Below are 18,043 nucleotides of genomic sequence, written 5' to 3' on the forward strand. Positions count from 1 at the left end.
TCTGTAGCTAGCATTGAGAAGAATGTTCTTAGCTAGTACAGATTGATGAAATTCGACTAGAACAGTTACATACTATGGCAACTGTTCTAGTAAAACTTGAAAAATCTGTACCTTTGCAGATGGACAGTCATAGATGAAAGTAGAGATATAGGTACGTTGTTGCGCTTTAGCGAAAGCAGCGTCATGACATACAAAATACTGAAGTTATCTAATTGACGTTACTTTAGATTGCTATCTCTCTGCTAAATTATCGCGTCAATTTTTCTTACAACTCAAACAGATTAAGGGAGTTTACGGCTATGTTTGAACGCAATTCCCAATTTACCGCTATTAAACTTGAAAATAATCAAGTATTCAGGCTACCAAAAGCCTACCGAGATGTGCAGGTTTTGTCAGGAACCGCTTGGATAACTATTGACAAACAAGATATCATCTTAAAAAGTGGAGAAAAAGTTTCACTTCCCTTAAGTAAAAATTTTGCTGTAATTTCTGCTTTGAGTAAAAGCCCGTTAATTTTGGAAGTCCTGACTGATGAGAAGAAAGCAATAACAAACCAATTTACGGAGCGGTTAACAGTAGTCCGTTAAACGCGATTATGGTAAGCTATTACGCATCTAAATCGAATACAAAGACGGGTAGGATGCCCATCCCACAAGAAGCTCATAAAAACTGACTGTCAATTAAACGTAGGGTGGGCGCTCGCCGCAACCAGCCTGTAACTCATAGCTAAATCCAATTAAAAATTAAAAGTTAAAAATTAAAAAAGAAATCAATTACATTTTTAATTTTTAATTTTACATTTTTAATTCTTGAGAGAGGCGAGCGCCCACCTGACAATTTATAGCGTTTATTTATGTCCACCTACTTACCTGCGGAATGTGGGTTGTAAGTAGCTGGACATAAAGATTGCCATTGCGAGGGTTGGGAAACCACCTCAAGTCCTTGCGATTGCGGAGCACAGCGAACAATGACATACTTACGTTTATTTATGTCCGACTACTTAAGGCTTTTGCGTTGCGAAGCCTAAATTATTGACAATGGCTAAAATCCAGAGTTCGCACTCTTGACCGACTCATTCCAAAGGACAAGCACAACTTTTTTTCCCTAACCACCGCTCTCCTACCTGTTTAAGGGCCACCATCACTGGCTGAACTTCTCGGCCTTTCTCTGTGAGAGCATATTCAACATGAGGCGGAATTTCTGGATAAACAGTCCGTTTCACTAAACCGTGCATTTCTAACTCTCTGAGCCTCAGAGTTAGGGTTTTGGAGCTAATACCAGGTAAAGCTTCTAAAAGTTCATGGGTGCGGCGATCGCACCTAAATAGCTCTCGCAAAATCAGCACAGACCATTTACTCCCTAGTAATTCTAGCATGAACTGAATCGGACAGCTACTATCAAAACACCAGCTAGCCTTAATTCGGGAATCAGCATCGGTTAAATTATGTTTTATTTTCATTTGTTTAGCTTAATTAGATGTTAAGGAATCAACTTTTTGTCAACTCAACTAGGCGGTTAAAACCGCTACTATGCAAACTAAACCCGCCGACGAGGGTTTCAAAACCCTCAATGTTTTTCCAGTCCGCGCAGGCGGACTTCGGTTGTGTAGCCGCGAATTCTATTCGCCTGGACTATTCGTCTGGACTTATTCGCCGGGCCTAATTTTTATTGTTTCCTTAATCTTTTTTTATAATAACCTATACAAGCCAGTAAGTGCCAATTTTTTACTTTTGGTAACTAAGGAGACTTGCCGTAACTATCTTGTGGTTAGGAATAGAAGTAATAAGATGTAAATAGAGGGAATAAAAAAGTCTCTCCGACGAAGTATCTCTCGCTAGGCATAGAAAATCACCCTAAGAATTAACGGTTAATTGCTGGGGATCAATCTCTGACCTATCCCAGATACATTGTTTAACATCATTTAAACCCATTAGTCAAGAGTTCGTTACCTTTCGAGATGAATTGGTAACAAAAGTACATTTAAAAGTTTTGTCTTAAGCTTGTCAGATTGAGCTTAAGCTTGGAGGAACTAAACCCATGCTTGAAACATTAGTTAAAAATACGGATACCAAGGTTGCTAAAGAAGAAGCCCTTGTGCTGTGGTTTGATGAGGTAGGGATTGCAGATATCCCGCTAGTGGGCGGAAAGAACGCATCTTTAGGGGAAATGATTCGACAACTCACCCCCAAAGGTATTAATGTTCCTAATGGATTCGCTACCACAGCTTACGCCTACCGCTACTTTATTAAGTCGGCGGGTTTAGAAGCGAAATTGCGATCGCTCTTTGCCGACTTAGACGTAGAAGATGGGCCAAATCTGCGGCTACGAGGCAAGCAAGCACGGACTTTGATTTTAGAAACACCTTTTCCGCAAGACTTGCAAGATGCAATTACAGGCGCTTACGGACAATTGTGCGATCGCTACGGCGAAGCCACAGATGTCGCCGTGCGCTCGTCCGCTACAGCAGAAGACTTGCCAGATGCGAGTTTTGCCGGACAGCAAGAAACTTATCTGAATGTTCAAAGTTGCAGTGGCGTGCTTGACTGCACTCACAAGTGCTTTGCTTCCATTTTCACCGATCGCGCTATTTCCTACCGTCAAATCAAAGGTTTCGACCACTTTGAAGTTGCGCTTTCAGTTGGCGTTCAAAAAATGGTGCGATCGGATTTGGCATCCTCTGGGGTGATGTTCTCGATCGATACAGAAACCGGATTTAAGAATGCAGCGCTCGTCACCGCCGCCTACGGGTTGGGTGAAAACGTCGTGCAAGGGGCCGTGAACCCCGACGAATACTTAGTGTTTAAACCCACACTCAAACAGGGTTTCCGCCCGATTTTAGAGAAACGCCTGGGTACAAAAGAAGTCAAAATGGTGTATGACTTGGGCGGCTCTAAGTACACGAAAAACGTATCAGTACCAGTCTCAGAACGGGGAAAATTTGCGATCGAGGACGATGAAATTCTGCAACTAGCAAAATGGGCCGTTTTGATCGAAGATCACTACTCCCAAGTGCGCGGTATGTATACGCCGATGGACATTGAATGGGCGAAAGATGGGCTCACAAACGAACTATTCATCGTCCAAGCGCGGCCGGAAACCGTACAATCGCAAAAATCCGGTTCTGTCCTGCGGAATTACAAGCTCAAAGGCACAGGAAATATCCTAGTTAAAGGTCGTTCCGTTGGCGAAATGATTGGACAAGGTAAAGCGCGGGTAATTCTGGATGCACACAGAATTGATGATTTCCAAGCTGGTGAAGTTTTGGTGACGAACAAAACCGACCCCGACTGGGAACCGATTATGAAAAAAGCCAGCGCGATCGTCACTAATGCTGGTGGCCGCACCTGTCACGCGGCGATTATTGCTCGCGAGATGGGAATCCCTGCGATCGTTGGTTGCGGCGACGCGACGAAAGTTTTGCAAACAGGTCAAGAGGTGACAATTTCTTGTTCTGAAGGAGAAGAAGGCAAAGTTTATGAAGGTTTAGTACCCTTTGAAGTCCAAGAAACTGCACTGGATAACTTGCCCAAAACTCGCACTAAAATCTTGATGAATGTTGGCAATCCAGAGGAAGCATTCGGTTTATCTGCAATTCCTTGTGACGGTGTTGGTTTGGCACGCTTAGAGTTCATTATTGCCAATCACATCAAAGCACATCCGATGGCATTGATTAAGTTTGATGAGTTGGAGGATGAAGCTGTTAAAAACGAAATCGCTGAATTGACCGCGCTTTACGAACACAAACCCGATTTCTTCACGGATAAACTGGCTCATGGCATTGGTATGATTGCAGCGGCATTTTATCCCAATCCTGTAGTAGTGCGGATGAGCGATTTCAAGAGCAATGAATACGCAAATCTTTTGGGTGGTCGCCAATTTGAACCCAAGGAAGAAAACCCGATGATTGGGTGGCGCGGTGCTTCTCGCTATTATGACCCGAATTACCGGGAGGCTTATGCTCTGGAATGCAAAGCTTTGAAGCGGGTACGGGATGAAATGGGTTTGACGAATGTCATCCCGATGATTCCATTTTGCCGCACCCCAGATGAAGGCCGAAAAGTGTTAGCAGAGATGGCAAAACATGGTTTAGTTAAGGGTGAAAATGGGTTGCAAGTTTACGTAATGTGCGAGTTACCAAGTAACGTCATTTTCGCTGATGAATTTGCCGCTGTCTTTGATGGTTTCTCCATTGGATCGAACGATTTAACGCAGTTAACGTTAGGTTTAGACCGCGATTCAGCTTTGGTTGCTCACATTTTTGATGAGCGCAATGAGGCAGTTAAACGGATGGTACAAATTGCAATTAAGGCGGCGAAGAAATATAACCGTAAGATTGGAATTTGCGGTCAAGCGCCGAGCGATTATCCTGAGTTTGCGCGGTTCTTAGTTGAGTTAGGAATTGATTCGCTGTCTTTGAATCCTGATTCTGTGTTGAAGACTTTGTTGGATATTGCCAAACTTGAGTCTTCGGGTGGGGTGATGGATTTAGCGATGGATGTTGCTAAGCTTGGCTAATTTTTATTTTGGGTTATTGGATTGAATTTTAGTTTTATGAGGCTGCTCTGGTAGAATTTCTACTGGGGTAGTTTTCTTTTTGTCGGCGATGATAAATACTAAATCTAACTGCGATCGCCTATTGATGGGCTTTCAGTGCTACACTAAAATCTTCTAAATAAAGAGCGATCGCGCCTAATAAAAAAGAGCGATACCAGTGCATTGTCAAATAAAAAATGTTTGACCTCTACCAGCGTGTTTCCTTAAATTGCGATTTTCCAGAACATCACCTCAAAAAAGGTGATGTAGCCACTCTCATTGATTATGTCCCCCATCCGGGTAACGGAGAAGAAGGTAGCGTGCTAGAAATCTTCAGCGCTACTGGGGAATCAATTGCCGTTGTCATTGTTCCTACTTCTGCAATTAAACCCTTGAGAAACGATGAAATTTTAACCGTTCGGCCCCTAGCAGAGGTTAGCTAAATTGTAGGATAGAAGTAAAGTAATGGGGAGAGCGATCGCGCTTTTTGTTATTTGGGATAGAGGAGCGATCGCGGAGCTTACTTCTGTTTGATTTGCAGCCTAAACAAGAGTAGCTTTCGCATATTCCGTAACAGGTTTTAAATCAATGTCATCGTTGGAAGTCAGTATTTTAAATAGATGACGCGGGATGCCGGCAGCTATCAAAGCTTCCAAATCTCGATGCAGCTTTGACCAGTCCTCATAAATGCCAACAAACTGACTTACACAAGCTAAAGATGAATCTTTAGGGTCATTAACTCCTGTGTATCTGTACTCAATATTAAAACCTACTTTTTCCCCAATTTCTTCAATATCCCAGTCTACAAGATCGAGATCCATCGCTTCAATAGCTAGGGCAATATAACCGGGCGGTATGGGGTCAAGAGGTTCGCAGCACCAACCAAGAGCAGAGTTCCATACGCTTTGACCAACTGATTCTCGAATTTTCATATGTTTTCCCTCACTGAAAGTAGCAGCAAAACCAGGCTTTTCCTTCAGGGCGAACGTCTACAAGAGGCCGTTCGTATTGACTTGCTAGCTGTTCGCATTTCTTTTTGGCTTCTTTTAAGTTATATGCTTGTACGGGTTCGTTGATGGGATTGCCAAGTTCTTCTTTTTCCCGCTCTGGATCTCTCACTCATCCCCCTTGTTAGGTTTCCTCCAATTGCTATATTCTCACGCTCGCACATCCTGTACAAGCTAATATGTTATCATGTTAACATACAAAATATTTGCGGGTGAATAGAAAAAAGAGCGATCGCGCTTTGAGATTGAGAGATGGGAGAGGGGCGATCGCGCATCTTGTAAAAAAGAGCGATCTGCCTTCATTGAGTGAGAAATTGCTACTTCAGAACACAATAGTGGTAGCTTTCTCCTCTTAAACTCAAGTCCAGCCACGATAAGCTGTTCGACATCTAAACTGCATTAACTCGCGTTACCTTTATTTTTTATTTTTCGGTTCCATTTCATAATTAGTCCTCCTTCATTTAAAAGTTTATGTAACAGTGATTCTAGTTTTTCAAGGGATTCAAATAATCTATTGGCAACATATTCCTTGGCGGAATGCCATACTAATTCAACTAGGTTATAGTCAGGGCTATATTTGGGCAAAAACTCTATGATTAGATTCGGCATTTCTGACGCTATTTTCTGTAAAGTCTCTGCTTTTTTATGAAAACTATGGTATCTTGCTTATCCTCTAAGCTGTATTTAGCCCAGAGGTAAACATACTTTTTTGATTTTAAAATTCTCCTTACTTGGATACTACTCAGATCAATTCCCGTCTTCTCTCCTAGATGTATTGCAAGTCTAGCTGTTGTCCATCTTCCGAACTCGTAACCATATTGCTCAGGCTCTACTTCAACTGTTTCTAAAAGTAAATTAATGTATTTTTCTGTGGCTTTTCGGTAATTACCCTTCATCCTATTATCTTTAAAACTGTCTAAATTATCAGGATCACCATGAATGCTCCAGTAGGCAATTTTTCTGAGAGAACATCCAATTAGTTCAGCAGTTTGAGCTTGTGTATTTCCGTTGTTTAGTAATAAAAATATTAACGCTCTTTGTCGGATGTAACGATTGAAAAAGCGCATAGGAGTAGCCAGCCGCAGGCATCACATCTTGACAAAATAACTTGTATCAATTATCATAAATAAGTGAACTATATATCTCAAAAGAAATTACAAAATGCTAGAAATTCATAAAAGTTATGTAGTTAACGAAAATCATCAGCCGATCGCGGTTCAAATCCCTCTTGAACAATTTGAGAAAATTGAGGAAATTTTGGAAAACTATGGCTTGGCTAAACTCATAGAAGAAACTGAAGATGATGAGCGATTATCAAAAGAACAAGCCCTTAATTATTATAACTCAATAATATAAAATTATGTGGCAAGTTGAATATACAAAGCGGTTTCTCAAAGAACTAGCTGCTTTACCTGCTGAAATTAAAAGTAGGATAGAACCGATAGTCTTTCAATTTTTAGAATCAGACAATCCCTTTGCATTAGGATATCTGGAAAAAATGAAAGGTTATGCAGATAAATATAAAATTCGTGTAGGTGACTACCGTATCGGACTCACAGTTGATGCACCGACAAAAACTTTGATTTGTCAGCGAGTGGCGCACCGCCGAGATATATACAGAATTTTTCCATAGAATTACAATGCTTAACCAAGTAGGCATGAGTGTTAAAATTGAAATTTTCCCCAAAGTAGCTTAACGCGATCGCACTCGATAATCCTCATTGAAAAAACGCATAGGCGTAGCCAGCCGCAGGCATCGCAATTCTCCCAACGGGAAAAAGCTACCTACCGAATAGCTTCGCTTCACATACTTTTAGGGCAGGCAAAAAACCCACCCTAAAACACAAGCTAATTATGCCGCCACTTTCTCTTCAAAAGGCATAAATAATTTCTTCTCTGCGCCGCAAATCGGGCAAACCCAATCATCAGGAATGTCCTCAAAAAGGGTTCCCGGAGCAATCCCTGAATCGGGATCGCCAACAACTGGATCGTAAATCATGCTACACTGTTTGCAGATCCATTTGCGAGTAGCAGGATCTTCACCAACAACCCGCGTATCAGCTTCCCCTCCCTGCAATACTCGTAGCGTATCGTTGTAGCGATCGGCATGATAGTTTTCGATGTATTTCAACAACCCAAAACGGTGAGCAGCTTCTTTAAAAATGTAAGCATGATCGGCAGATTCTTTGGCTTGAGAGTCAAATTCTGCTGCTGCTATGCCGTCGCGATCGCGCACCGCATCCGCTGCAAAATCAGGATACATCGTGGTATATTCGTAGGTTTCACCTTCAATGGCTAAAGATAGACAACGAGCCATGATTTCCTGTTTTTGGGCATCAGATAAACCATCTGGATCGGCTACATTTAATTCTGGATGCAGTAAAGAAAAGTGAGCAAAAGCGTGTTCTGTTTCCTGTGCAGCAGTTTCTTTAAACAGCTTAGATAACTCCTTAAATCCCAGCTTATTCGCTAGTTCTCCAAAGTACAGATATTTGCGATTAGCCATCGATTCGCCACCAAAGGCGGCTTCGAGATTTTTCAGAGTGTTCGAGTTTGATAGATCCATTTCAGGAGATAAGTCTGAACTCATAAGTGTTCCTCTCTTAGGTTAGTTTTGTCATCTCTGGGCAAACTTTCTTTGCCCTTGTAAGTAGTCGGACATAATAAGCGCTAAATTGTAAGGTGGGCGCTCACCTACAACTATCTTCTGCTATGATTTACAGGCTTGTTGCGGCGAGCGCCCACCCTACGTTTAATTATGTCCGACTACTTAGTTTGATTTTACCAGGGATGTGCCAAAAATAATTACACCTTACCTTTCTTTACCCTAATTTCCAGTGTTCCAATTCCTGTTGCAAATATTTTTCCCATTCAGCAGCTAAGTCAATTTGTGTAAATGGAATTAGCACAACAGAGGCGTTTTTAAACAAAAATTTCAAAGCAATATCGCGTCCCGAATTAGGTAGCTTTTGCAAATCAACGGATTGATTATTAACGACAAGCCCAATTGACTCTACATCCTGCAAAGAAAAGGTCTGCAAATTCATAGGGCCATTGCGAGTTGGTTTCCCCCAAGTTAAACTATCCCCATTCTGACCAAGCACTGCATAAATATCGTATTTTACCTTCTCAAACTGCTGCGCCCAGAGGCGATAAGCTTCCACTTTTTGATACTCATTCCAACCAGCCCAAGCTAACCAGATAAAAACTGCCAGCAGTGGCAGCCACATTAGACCTCTTTCCATTGTTGATTTTAGATTTAGGATTTGAGATTTTTCTGTAACAAGACTTACACAGCGATCGCCAAAAATTAACGTTTGAGATTGCTTGCGGGTGGTAACGGCTACGCACAGGCTATGCGATCGCAGAAAATGCTAGAGAGTGCGTAAGTCTCGTGTAACTATCGTGCAACATTCCTGTCTCATAGAGTAAACTTGGGTTATTCTGGTGAGCAAACCCCCCCGACATGGACTATTTACCATGAAAAAGTTTTTCCTTCTATGCTTATTTTTAATAGGGCTGGGCTGGACGATTTCCAACTTCTCAGGATTGGCGACATCCGGCACCTACGATAGCATTGTCCTCGACTTCCGGGAAGATATCGGCAGTGCTGAGATTGCCAGAGAGGTAAGCGCGATCGCTTCTCAGTACGGTGTCTCCCCCCAACTTAATAGCGAATTCTCAGTAGCCGATAATGTATATGTTGTCAGAGGCGATCGCACTCTCCTCAACGCCCTGAAAAAATCCAAATTAGCCAAAGATACCGAATACATCGAGCCCAACTACGTCTACAGTGCCTTAGACGTTCCCAACGACCCCATGTATAACAAGCAGTGGAACCTCCGCAGCATCAACGTGGAAGCCGCTTGGAACGAAACTAAAGGCGACGGCGTAACCGTAGCCGTAATTGATACAGGCATCACAGTTGTTCCCGACTTAAAAGATACCAAATTCGTCCCCGGCTACGACTTCGTAAACGATCGCGCCGAAGCCTTTGACGATAACGGACACGGAACCCACGTCGCCGGGACTGTCGCCCAATCCACTAATAACGGTTACGGCGTAGCCGGCATCGCCTACCAAGCCGCTTTAATGCCCCTCAAAGTCTTAAGCGCCCAGGGTGGCGGTACTGTTTCCGACATCGCCGAATCGATCAAATTTGCCGCTGACAACGGCGCAGATGTGATTAACATGAGTCTCGGCGGCGGTGGCGAAAGTCAACTGATGGAAGATGCGATCGCCTACGCCCACAGCAAAGGCGTTACCATCATTGCCGCCGCCGGTAACTCCGGTGAAAATTCGGCATCCTATCCCGCCCGCTATCCCCACGTCATCGGCGTTTCGGCCCTCGGCCCCGACGGCGAAATGGCACCCTATTCCAACTTTGGCGCAGGAGTCGATATCTCTGCCCCCGGCGGTTCCGAAGCTGGCAAAATCCTACAAAGTACGATTGACCCAGAAACGGGTGCAGAAGTGTTTGAAGGCTACCAAGGCACTAGCATGGCCGCCCCCCACGTCGCCGGAGTTGCAGCCTTATTGAAGGCCACAGGCGTTACCGAACCAGACCAAATGCGGAATGTCTTATTGCAATCAGCGCGAGTTGTCGCCGAAGATCCCCTCAACCACTTTGGCGCAGGTCAACTCGATGCAGCCGCAGCAGTTCAGCTAGCAAATAAAGGTCAAGTCACTTTCCGCGATTTCTTCCGCTGGTTGCGGGATAACGGCTATCTCAATCCCCGCTTTTGGATTGATGGCGGCGCTGTCGCCCTTTTACCTAAATTAGCGATGGTAATCGGTTCCTATATGCTGGCTTGGTTCTTGCGGAATTATTTCCCCTTCCAATGGAGTTGGGGATTTTCTGGTGGTTTAGTTGCTGGCAGTTCCGGGTTATTTTTCCTAAAAGGTCTTTATATCTTTGACCTTCCCCAATGGCCTTTACGGATGATGGGCAGTTCTATTCCTGAATTTGGCAATACCATTCAGGGTAGTGCGATGCTGAATCCAATTTTTGCCAGTGCCTTAATTCCGTTTGTTTTAATTGCCCTATTTTTAGGACATCAAGAATGGAAATGGATCGCTATTGGTTCAGCAATTGGTGTTTCTAGTTGTTTAGCTGTAAGTGCAGCAGTATCCCCCGCTGTCTGGGGTGTGGGTACGGGTTTGCCAGCTCAAATTTTCTTGATTGTCAATGCTTTACTGTGTTTAGTAATAGCACGTTTAGCACTTAAATCGGAGGTAAGAACTGCATGAGTATCACTGTTAAAGGTGTCATTGAACGCAAAGGATTAGGGCCTGGTACTTGGGCTCTAGTAAGCGATGGCGGCGAAACTTATGAACTTAAGGAAGTTCCCTCTGAGTTAAAAAAAGCCGGTCAGAAAGTCAGCGTTAAGGGTGAAGTGCGAAAGGATGTGATGACTTTTGCAATGATTGGCCCAGTGTTGGAAGTGCAATCTTTTGAGGTTGATGGTGATTAGTTGATGGTAAGTTTTTTGCCAGGGTGAAAAAAAAACCCCAGCCAGAATTGGTTGGGGGTTATCCATCAGGGTGCATCTACTAATTTAGTATCCGTTGAGGGGGGGAAAGTTTCAGGATAATTTTTAAAATTTGTTGTGGGGATAAATAAAAAACCCTAGCCGTAATTGGTTAGGGTTCATCTATCAGGGTGCATCTACTGATTTAGTCTCCAGTCAGAGGGGGGATGTTTCAGGATGATTTAGGAATATGGAATAAAAGTACAATAAAAATCAGGTGATTGTATAATGGACAAGCTAGAGCAGTATAGTTACTAACTTCAAAAAATTGTCCGTATGAGTTAGAAGAAATTTTTAGCGATCGCTTTTCTCCTAGTGAACCGGCAACAGATGATGTGATGGAATAAGAGTGCTCTCTAGCTTCACACCACCTCGCAAATAAATTCTGGTCTGGATTAACGCTTCGGCTCAATATCGAACTCAAGCCGAGAACGATAAAACCCACATTCCGCAGATGTGGCTGGGATTTTTTTATTAGTTGTGAAAGCTGGGAGCCAATATGCTTTTGGATTGAACTTATGGGGTTTTAGCGTTACAGGAGCCTGTAAAATTTACCTAGATTAAGTAAGTTGAAAGAATTGACTTTTTCTAATATATTCATGTCGCTATATTTATCACTTCAACTCATCTTTTTAACAAAGTCAACTCATGCCAAGAGCAAATTGTCTTGACTCATAAATGAAGATTATTTACAAATATTTATACCTTAATATCAATCATCATCCACTTGAAAATATTAAATAGTATTGACAGCAATACTGCCCTAAATGCTTTAATACATCTTGACGGTCTTGGGTTAAATTGCTGACTTGCTTCTCTCCATTTATCGACACTAAATGCACCGCTTGAAACATCTGAAATATCCAGCGCATCGTCGGCTTATTTGTTAATTTCTTCACCTGATTTTTCACCCCCTCATTGCTAGCTTCTAATTGTTGTCTCAATTTCCTTTGAGCTAGGTTATAAACTAACAAGCACAGTCCCATTATCATTCCAATTGCTTCCACTCGCTCCGGCTTTTTCACAAATACGCTTGACGTAAAAAATAACGGATCTTTGATAAATCTAAATCCTCTCTCGTTACTTTGCTGCGCTTTGTACTCCGATAATACCTGTTGATTGCTCACTGTTTTAGTATCTAAGATATTCGTGGCTAATATAAATCTCCCGGCTTTGACTTTTTCCGCTTCTATTACTGATTTTCTGGTTTCTATTTTACCTGTAACTTGATAAACTGTTGTCTTGGTCTGGCTTGATATTTTCGGCTTAATTGTCGTTTTTTTGTACTTGGCTTTTCTCGGTATTCAATTTCTGCAATCTGGTGATATTTCCAAGAATCTGATAACCTTTTTATTGCTATCTCTGCATCGGTAATACAAGCAAACTCTTGCCCCGATAGCTTACGCACTGAGGCTTTGGCTGATTCTAACTGTTTCTCTACTTGCTTGGCTATTGTTTTAATTGCTGCTTGTTTTCTGATTTCACTCTCTATCACTAGCCATCTTTGCTTGATGTTAGCATACTCACTTGATATCGCTGCTATTTTATACCCCTTTATTTGATTTGGCTCCCAGGCATTATCTTTTATATCCCAGATTTTATTTTGAGCTTCTTTGATACTTAATGGCACTCTGGTTATCCATTTCATTCCTGCCATCGCTGACAAATTAGGAGCTGTGTATAAGGCACTGTCTGCTACACATATACCGTCAAATGTCCACTGATTTTGAAATTCTTTCAGTCTCTCTACAAATACACTTTTATCGTCCCAGCTTGATAATATTTGTCTAATGCTCTGCCTATCCTGTCATCGTTTAATTGTTCAGGCGTTACTCCTTCTCCAATTAGATGTTCTGTTGCTTTTCCTACAAAAAATGTATCGAATAGGTATATTGGGGCGCTCAAAAACCCCAATCCGTTCAAAATCATCGCTTTCATTACTTGTCCTGGGCTGAGGGTTTCTTTGGTTCTTAATCCCACTTTTTTGTTGACTTCTTCTACCAATTCCATCTCATCTATTATTCCTGCTACTATTCCCAAATGGTCTAAATTTACAATATTTATCGCTTCTGAGGGCTTTTTCATAGTTTTTAGAGTTGGGTTAGTGGTGGAAATTATTATATCCTAAAAAAGCCTAAAATGATTGCATAGCAATCACTTTAGGCGTTATTTATTCCGAATCTATCCTCTATTAACGCAACTTAAATATCTGCGGAATGTGGGATAAAACTTCTTCCAAATCGTCAAGGGTTTCAAACGAACGATTAACCAGGGGTTCGTCAACCAACGTCCACAATCTTTCTGCCGGTTGTAATTCAGCCAATCTGCGACTTTCCGACCATTCCATAACCCCCCATCAGGAGAATTCTCTTGTAAAACCTGCCATAGTTGGGCTTGTTCAATATCTTCAATTAATGGCTTTGAACCTTGATTTTGACTCCGGCGATCGCCAAGTCCTGAAGGCCCGGATTGGTTATATCTTTTAACCAATCCGTAGATCCATGTTCTGCTATAACCCTCTTTTATCACTCTCGACAAAGTATAATTAGGGGCGATCGCAAAAACTGAGACAGAGAGTATGGTTGAGCCTCGCCCACCTGCACCCACAGTAAAATTTGTGGACGAATATTGCCAGTTGTAGGGGGTAAATGAGCAGTCGTGCAGAAACTTACCTTAAGGCTGAAAGCTTTACTGGATAAGCATTCTGGGAATCACTCTTTTTGTCTCTCAAAAACTTGAAGAGTTGAAAATTAAACTGTACCAATTAGAGCATAGTTTGTTTGGTACAGTTTTTGTTAACGGCACAGTAAGGCTTTGAGGCTTTTAAATTTCAGACAGATCAATTGGTACAGGTTTATTAAGATGCGATCGCAATATTCAAAACGGCACAATCATTTCCTTAGCGTAAGTTTCTGTACGACTGCTCATTTCACCCCGGATCGCGGGCTGTGATGTGGCCAGCGATACCTTCGCTGAACCCGAAGCGACCAAATAGACGGAAGGCGGCTGCTAAACGCTGCTTGCGGTGGAGGCGTTCTTCCTTAACAGAAGTAAATGTAGGAGGTGTAAAGGATATTTGGGGAACTTTAATCGTGACCATATTTTTTGCTCCTGACTGCGGACTTTTGATAGCAAATTGGGGTTTATTACCCGCTTTTATTTGAGTCCGCCTATGCGGACTTAGCTTGTTTAGCCGCGATTTCTAATCGCCTAGAAAAGATGGTTTTTTCCTCGGATTCTTTATGTTTCCCTCCTTTCTCTTCTTTCCCTTATTCCCTAGCCTCTGATTCCTAACAACCTTGGTGGTTGCTCTATTTCTACTTATTCTACTTGCCGATCGCTTGACCGGCTAACCATGCTGTTGTCCAAGCACTTTGGAAATTAAACCCCCCTGTCACACCATCGATATCTAAAATTTCCCCAGCAAAGTAAAGACCGGGACAGCAGCGACTTTCCATTGTTTTAAAATCAACTTCTTTTAAGTTAACGCCGCCGCAAGTAACAAATTCTTCTTTAAATGCACCTTTTCCCTTAATTTTATATTCACCTTGGCTGAGTTCTTGAATCAGTTGATTAAGGCTTTTGTTTGATAGTTCTGACCAGCGTTTTTCGCTATCAATACCAACAGCAACCGTTAAATGTTCCCAGAGACGGCGGGGGATGGGAAGGGGACAGCTAGTGGCGATTGCTCTTCTGGGTAACTGGGATTTAACTGCTAGCAATTGTTGCCGCAAAACGTCTGGGTTATACTGGGGAAGCCAATTAATTAACAATGATGTTTGATAGCGACACTCGTGCAAAAATCTGGCACCCCAAGCGGATAGTTTTAGTACCGCAGGGCCGCTTAAACCCCAATGAGTAATTAGTATTGGCCCGGTTTGTTCTAATTTTGCAGCGGGTAATTGTACGCGAACATTACCAACGGAAACGCCTGCTAAATCTTGGAGGCGAATATCAGAAATGTTAAAAGTAAATAGAGATGGTACTGGGGGTTGGATGGTGTGACCTAAATTTTGCGCCCATTTGAAACCAGAAGGACTGCTACCAGTGGCCAGCAAGATGCGATCGCCTTTCAACTTTTCCCCCGATTTCAATTCAATTTCAAAGGAAGGGGAATGGGGATTAGAGATGGGGAACCGATCGGAAACAGATAATTTATCTGCTAGTTCAGTCTCTATTTGTAAGGGTTTAGATGTGGCAAAATCTGGTGTTAATCTTTTGATTGAAACCGCAGCAACACCAGTGCGAATTTCTACGCCTGCATCTTTAGCAGCCTGGATTAAACTATTAACTATTGTTGCAGAATCGTCTGTGGTAGGAAACATCCGGCCATCTGCTTCTGTTTTTAGTTTTATGCCGTGACTAGCAAACCATTCTACTGTATCGCGGGGTTGAAACCGAGTAAAAGCACCCCGCAGAGCTTTGCCGCCTCTGGGGTAATTTTGTACTAAAATTCCTGGATCGAAGCAGGCATGAGTTACGTTGCAACGTCCCCCACCAGAAATCCGAACTTTGGCGAGGAGTTCCCGCCCTGCTTCTAGTAAAGTGATGCGAGTTTGGGGATGAGCTTTGGCTGCTGCGATCGCTCCGAAAAACCCTGCTGCACCTCCGCCCACTACGATAACTCGCAGAAATTTATCGGACACATTTTTTCTCGTTTATTCTGGTTCAAAATCTGATTTTAGCGCACCGCAAATCGGACAAACCCAATCTTCGGGAATATCTTCAAACGGCGTTCCAGGTGCAATACCGCCATCGGGATCGCCTAGTTCTGGATCGTAGACATAGGCGCAAATTGTACAGATGTATTTTTGCATTTTGGCTTTTTCTCGATAAATAGACTAATTTTTACAAGTTTAGAGAATCAAAATTGATGGAATTGATGTTAACCCTAGTTTGTCACTCTAGGAAGAGTAAAATAGAAAGAGAAGTCTAAATGGGAGACACAGACTATGATACAGCCCAAAATTCCACAACCTACCATTAGTTTCATCGATCAATATTGTGGGAGTTATCAAAAAATATTTCCAGAAGTTAGAAGCTATGAAGCGTTTAAGCAAATTATTATGGGGATTTTGACACCAAGCAAGAGAAAAAGTTTAGTAACACTCTCTAAAATAATTGGATTAAAAAATAGTCAATCCTTGCATAATTTCTTAACACAATCTCCCTGGAAATCGGAAGAATTAAGAACCCAGAGACTAAAAATTATCTTTAACTGGTTAAAAGAAGAAGCAATTGACATTATTATAGATGAGACCGGAGATCCAAAAAAAGGAAATAAAACTGAATATGTAGCTAGACAATATTTAGGAAGGCTAGGAAAAGTAGACAATGGGATTGTAAGTGTCAATATTTATGGAGTTAGAAATGGCATAACATTCCCATTATTGTTTGAAGTTTACAAACCAAAATCTCGACTAAAAGCAGGAGATAAATATCAAAGCAAACCCCAAATAGCTGCTAGATTAGTGGAACAATTAGTTAGTCAATGGTTAAAAATTAGATATGTACTAGCTGAATATTAAGTAAAGGTCAACAACAAAAAAGATATGTGTGTGAGATAATATTTGGTCACAGGAATAAATATACTTATTGGTATCTAACAACTGATCCCGAAACATTACCAATCAATAGTACATCTTATGTAATGACTAATATTGACAAAATTAAATATCAAGATGTAGGCAATATTTATGGAGAAAGAACTTGGATTGAATATGGATTTAGACAAAGCAAATCTGAATTAGGTTGGTCGGACTTTCATGTAACTAAATATAATGATATTGCTAAATGGTGGTCAGCTATTTGTTGTGCTTTTCTCTTGGTTAGTATGAGGGCTATTTCAACTCAGCCTTCGGAATTATCTGACTTATCAACTTGTCAATCTGAACTGAATAGTTATCTAGCTGAACATCCAGACTGGGATTTCAATCAAGGCTGAAAATCAATGCTAAATAATATGCAATTACTATTATTACCACTATTAGCCCTCAAATTAGTTGAACCTTGGTTGAAGGTAATGCAAGCTCCTCTATTAGTTAGTAGCTTTAATACTTTAATTGGTCTGGTTAATCTCTGTGCTAATGCCTTAACAGGGACTAAATTAAATGCTATTCACCAATTTTCTTCTGCCTAGAGTGACAAACTAGGGTTACTCTCAGTCTTAGGAATACAATTGAAATATTCCATAAAGACCCAATACTGGCGACGAATTTCATCATCCTCTAATCTAGTCATCAGACAAGTTTAGAATTAAAGCGATCGCACTTCCTCAGAGAAGAGATGCGATCGCTTTTTCTTGGCCTGCTAAACTCAAAGTGGTGAAAATTCTTGTTTCAGTTATGAAATCTAGTAAATGGACGCATCTCCACGCTCAATTTCACTACTTGTTAATCCACCGCCAATTATTGCCGCGAAATCAGCGAATATTAGTAGCGGTATCCGGCGGACAAGACTCTTTATGTTTAACTAAATTACTATTAGATTTACAGCCAAAATGGGGTTGGGATTTGGCAATTATACACTGCGATCACCGCTGGCGTACAGACTCAAAAGCTAATGCCGATCGCGTAGAAGAATTAGCTCTCAATTGGCAATTACCATTCTATCGGCAAATAGCCGAGGAAATACCGAAAACTGAGGCTACAGCCCGACAATGGCGCTATCAAGCTTTAGCTGAAGTTGCGATCGCCCACAATTACCCCTATATCGTAACAGGTCATACAGCCAGCGATCGCGCTGAAACTCTCCTCTACAACCTCATTCGCGGTAGCGGTGCCGATGGCCTCTCTGCCCTCACCTGGCAGCGCCCTTTGATGGGGAGCGGGGGGGAGGGGGAGCAGAGGGGTAGAGGGGCAGAGGAGCGGGGGAGCAGAGGGGCAGAGGAGCGGGGGGAGCGGGGGAGCAGAGGGGCAGAGGAGCGGGGGGGAAATCTTCGTCTTTCCTCTTCCATCTCCCCCATCTTCCCCA

At 42.2% G+C, this 18,043-nt stretch carries 19 protein-coding genes and 3 pseudogenes; 11 read left to right on the forward strand and 11 right to left on the reverse strand.

Annotated features, from left to right (window positions below; all coding sequences use genetic code 11):
• Positions 1 to 299 precede the first annotated feature (299 nt).
• Positions 300 to 587, forward strand: coding sequence for a cupin domain-containing protein (locus OSCIL6407_RS0107735; protein ID WP_007355131.1), 288 nt, complete (start codon positions 300 to 302; stop codon positions 585 to 587).
• Positions 588 to 1,072: 485 nt separating this feature from the next.
• On the opposite strand, the gene OSCIL6407_RS0107740 is transcribed toward OSCIL6407_RS0107735, so the two are convergent.
• Positions 1,073 to 1,459, reverse strand: coding sequence for a winged helix-turn-helix transcriptional regulator (locus OSCIL6407_RS0107740; RefSeq protein ID WP_007354809.1), 387 nt, complete (start codon positions 1,457 to 1,459; stop codon positions 1,073 to 1,075).
• A gap of 578 nt (positions 1,460 to 2,037) precedes the next feature.
• Between OSCIL6407_RS0107740 and ppsA the strand changes: the two genes are divergently transcribed.
• Positions 2,038 to 4,515, forward strand: coding sequence for a phosphoenolpyruvate synthase (ppsA, locus tag OSCIL6407_RS0107745; protein ID WP_007354811.1), 2,478 nt, complete (start codon positions 2,038 to 2,040; stop codon positions 4,513 to 4,515).
• A gap of 215 nt (positions 4,516 to 4,730) precedes the next feature.
• Complete coding sequence (locus tag OSCIL6407_RS0107750) at positions 4,731 to 4,976, forward strand: DUF4926 domain-containing protein (protein ID WP_007354812.1); 246 nt, start codon at positions 4,731 to 4,733, stop codon at positions 4,974 to 4,976.
• 99 nt (positions 4,977 to 5,075) lie between these two features.
• Here the strand turns inward: OSCIL6407_RS0107750 and OSCIL6407_RS0107755 are convergent, their stop codons facing one another.
• The 3 genes and pseudogenes from OSCIL6407_RS0107755 to OSCIL6407_RS30390 all read right to left on the reverse strand — a co-directional run.
• Positions 5,076 to 5,465, reverse strand: coding sequence for a hypothetical protein (locus OSCIL6407_RS0107755; RefSeq protein ID WP_007354813.1), 390 nt, complete (start codon positions 5,463 to 5,465; stop codon positions 5,076 to 5,078).
• Positions 5,466 to 5,475: 10 nt separating this feature from the next.
• Complete coding sequence (locus OSCIL6407_RS36185) at positions 5,476 to 5,652, reverse strand: hypothetical protein (protein ID WP_007354814.1); 177 nt, start codon at positions 5,650 to 5,652, stop codon at positions 5,476 to 5,478.
• A 287-nt stretch (positions 5,653 to 5,939) separates the two neighbouring features.
• Positions 5,940 to 6,586, reverse strand: a pseudogene (locus OSCIL6407_RS30390) (transposase); the annotation flags it as partial.
• 115 nt (positions 6,587 to 6,701) lie between these two features.
• On the opposite strand from OSCIL6407_RS30390, the gene OSCIL6407_RS0107770 reads away from it, so the two are divergent.
• The gene (locus OSCIL6407_RS0107770; protein ID WP_007354817.1) at positions 6,702 to 6,896 is read left to right on the forward strand and encodes a hypothetical protein; all 195 of its coding nucleotides are present in this window, start codon (positions 6,702 to 6,704) and stop codon (positions 6,894 to 6,896) included.
• 4 nt (positions 6,897 to 6,900) lie between these two features.
• Entirely contained in the window at positions 6,901 to 7,173 is a 273-nt protein-coding gene (locus OSCIL6407_RS0107775) for a type II toxin-antitoxin system RelE family toxin (protein WP_007354818.1), read from the forward strand.
• Between the two features lie 219 nt (positions 7,174 to 7,392).
• On the opposite strand, the gene OSCIL6407_RS38090 is transcribed toward OSCIL6407_RS0107775, so the two are convergent.
• Both OSCIL6407_RS38090 and OSCIL6407_RS0107785 read right to left on the reverse strand, forming a co-directional pair.
• Positions 7,393 to 8,130: a rubrerythrin family protein gene (locus tag OSCIL6407_RS38090; protein ID WP_007354819.1), complete on the reverse strand. Its 738-nt coding sequence runs from the start codon at positions 8,128 to 8,130 to the stop codon at positions 7,393 to 7,395.
• Positions 8,131 to 8,362: 232 nt separating this feature from the next.
• On the reverse strand, positions 8,363 to 8,785 hold the full coding sequence (locus OSCIL6407_RS0107785) for a hypothetical protein (RefSeq protein WP_173401168.1): 423 nt from the start codon (positions 8,783 to 8,785) through the stop codon (positions 8,363 to 8,365).
• A gap of 235 nt (positions 8,786 to 9,020) precedes the next feature.
• On the opposite strand from OSCIL6407_RS0107785, the gene OSCIL6407_RS0107790 reads away from it, so the two are divergent.
• Both OSCIL6407_RS0107790 and OSCIL6407_RS0107795 read left to right on the forward strand, forming a co-directional pair.
• Entirely contained in the window at positions 9,021 to 10,790 is a 1,770-nt protein-coding gene (locus tag OSCIL6407_RS0107790; protein ID WP_007354821.1) for a S8 family peptidase, read from the forward strand.
• A complete protein-coding gene (locus OSCIL6407_RS0107795; protein ID WP_007354822.1) occupies positions 10,787 to 11,014 on the forward strand; it encodes a hypothetical protein in 228 nt (75 codons plus the stop codon). The genes OSCIL6407_RS0107790 and OSCIL6407_RS0107795 overlap by 4 nt, the downstream gene beginning before the upstream one ends.
• A gap of 776 nt (positions 11,015 to 11,790) precedes the next feature.
• On the opposite strand, the pseudogene OSCIL6407_RS30395 reads toward OSCIL6407_RS0107795, so the two are convergent.
• The 5 genes and pseudogenes from OSCIL6407_RS30395 to rd all read right to left on the reverse strand — a co-directional run bounded on the left by OSCIL6407_RS30395 (position 11,791) and on the right by rd (position 15,888).
• A pseudogene (locus OSCIL6407_RS30395) lies at positions 11,791 to 13,156 on the reverse strand (IS1634 family transposase).
• Positions 13,157 to 13,365: 209 nt separating this feature from the next.
• Positions 13,366 to 13,588 (reverse strand): annotated as a pseudogene (locus OSCIL6407_RS34045) (helix-turn-helix domain-containing protein); the annotation flags it as partial.
• Between the two features lie 412 nt (positions 13,589 to 14,000).
• Complete coding sequence (locus tag OSCIL6407_RS36190) at positions 14,001 to 14,171, reverse strand: class II aldolase/adducin family protein (RefSeq protein ID WP_007352969.1); 171 nt, start codon at positions 14,169 to 14,171, stop codon at positions 14,001 to 14,003.
• 226 nt (positions 14,172 to 14,397) lie between these two features.
• The gene (locus OSCIL6407_RS0107830; protein WP_020699930.1) at positions 14,398 to 15,717 is read right to left on the reverse strand and encodes a BaiN/RdsA family NAD(P)/FAD-dependent oxidoreductase; all 1,320 of its coding nucleotides are present in this window, start codon (positions 15,715 to 15,717) and stop codon (positions 14,398 to 14,400) included.
• Positions 15,718 to 15,729: 12 nt separating this feature from the next.
• Positions 15,730 to 15,888 (reverse strand): rubredoxin, encoded by a 159-nt coding sequence (gene rd / locus OSCIL6407_RS0107835; protein ID WP_007355497.1) that lies wholly within the window; start codon positions 15,886 to 15,888, stop codon positions 15,730 to 15,732.
• 135 nt (positions 15,889 to 16,023) lie between these two features.
• Between rd and OSCIL6407_RS0107840 the strand changes: the two genes are divergently transcribed.
• From OSCIL6407_RS0107840 to tilS, 4 genes are all read left to right on the forward strand, one after another.
• Positions 16,024 to 16,599, forward strand: a complete 576-nt coding sequence (locus OSCIL6407_RS0107840) for an IS701 family transposase (RefSeq protein WP_019487085.1) — start codon at positions 16,024 to 16,026, stop codon at positions 16,597 to 16,599.
• Between the two features lie 122 nt (positions 16,600 to 16,721).
• Positions 16,722 to 17,015 (forward strand): hypothetical protein, encoded by a 294-nt coding sequence (locus OSCIL6407_RS30405; protein WP_019487086.1) that lies wholly within the window; start codon positions 16,722 to 16,724, stop codon positions 17,013 to 17,015.
• Between the two features lie 6 nt (positions 17,016 to 17,021).
• Positions 17,022 to 17,210 carry a hypothetical protein gene (locus OSCIL6407_RS0107850; protein WP_019487087.1) on the forward strand — a complete coding sequence of 63 codons (189 nt, stop codon included), beginning with the start codon at positions 17,022 to 17,024 and terminating at the stop codon, positions 17,208 to 17,210.
• Positions 17,211 to 17,415: 205 nt separating this feature from the next.
• On the forward strand, positions 17,416 to 18,043 hold a 628-nt coding region (gene tilS, locus OSCIL6407_RS30410; RefSeq protein WP_019487088.1), incomplete at its 3' end, for a tRNA lysidine(34) synthetase TilS.

Origin of the sequence: Kamptonema formosum PCC 6407 (assembly GCF_000332155.1) — a bacterium.
Taxonomy (GTDB): domain Bacteria; phylum Cyanobacteriota; class Cyanobacteriia; order Cyanobacteriales; family Microcoleaceae; genus Kamptonema; species Kamptonema formosum.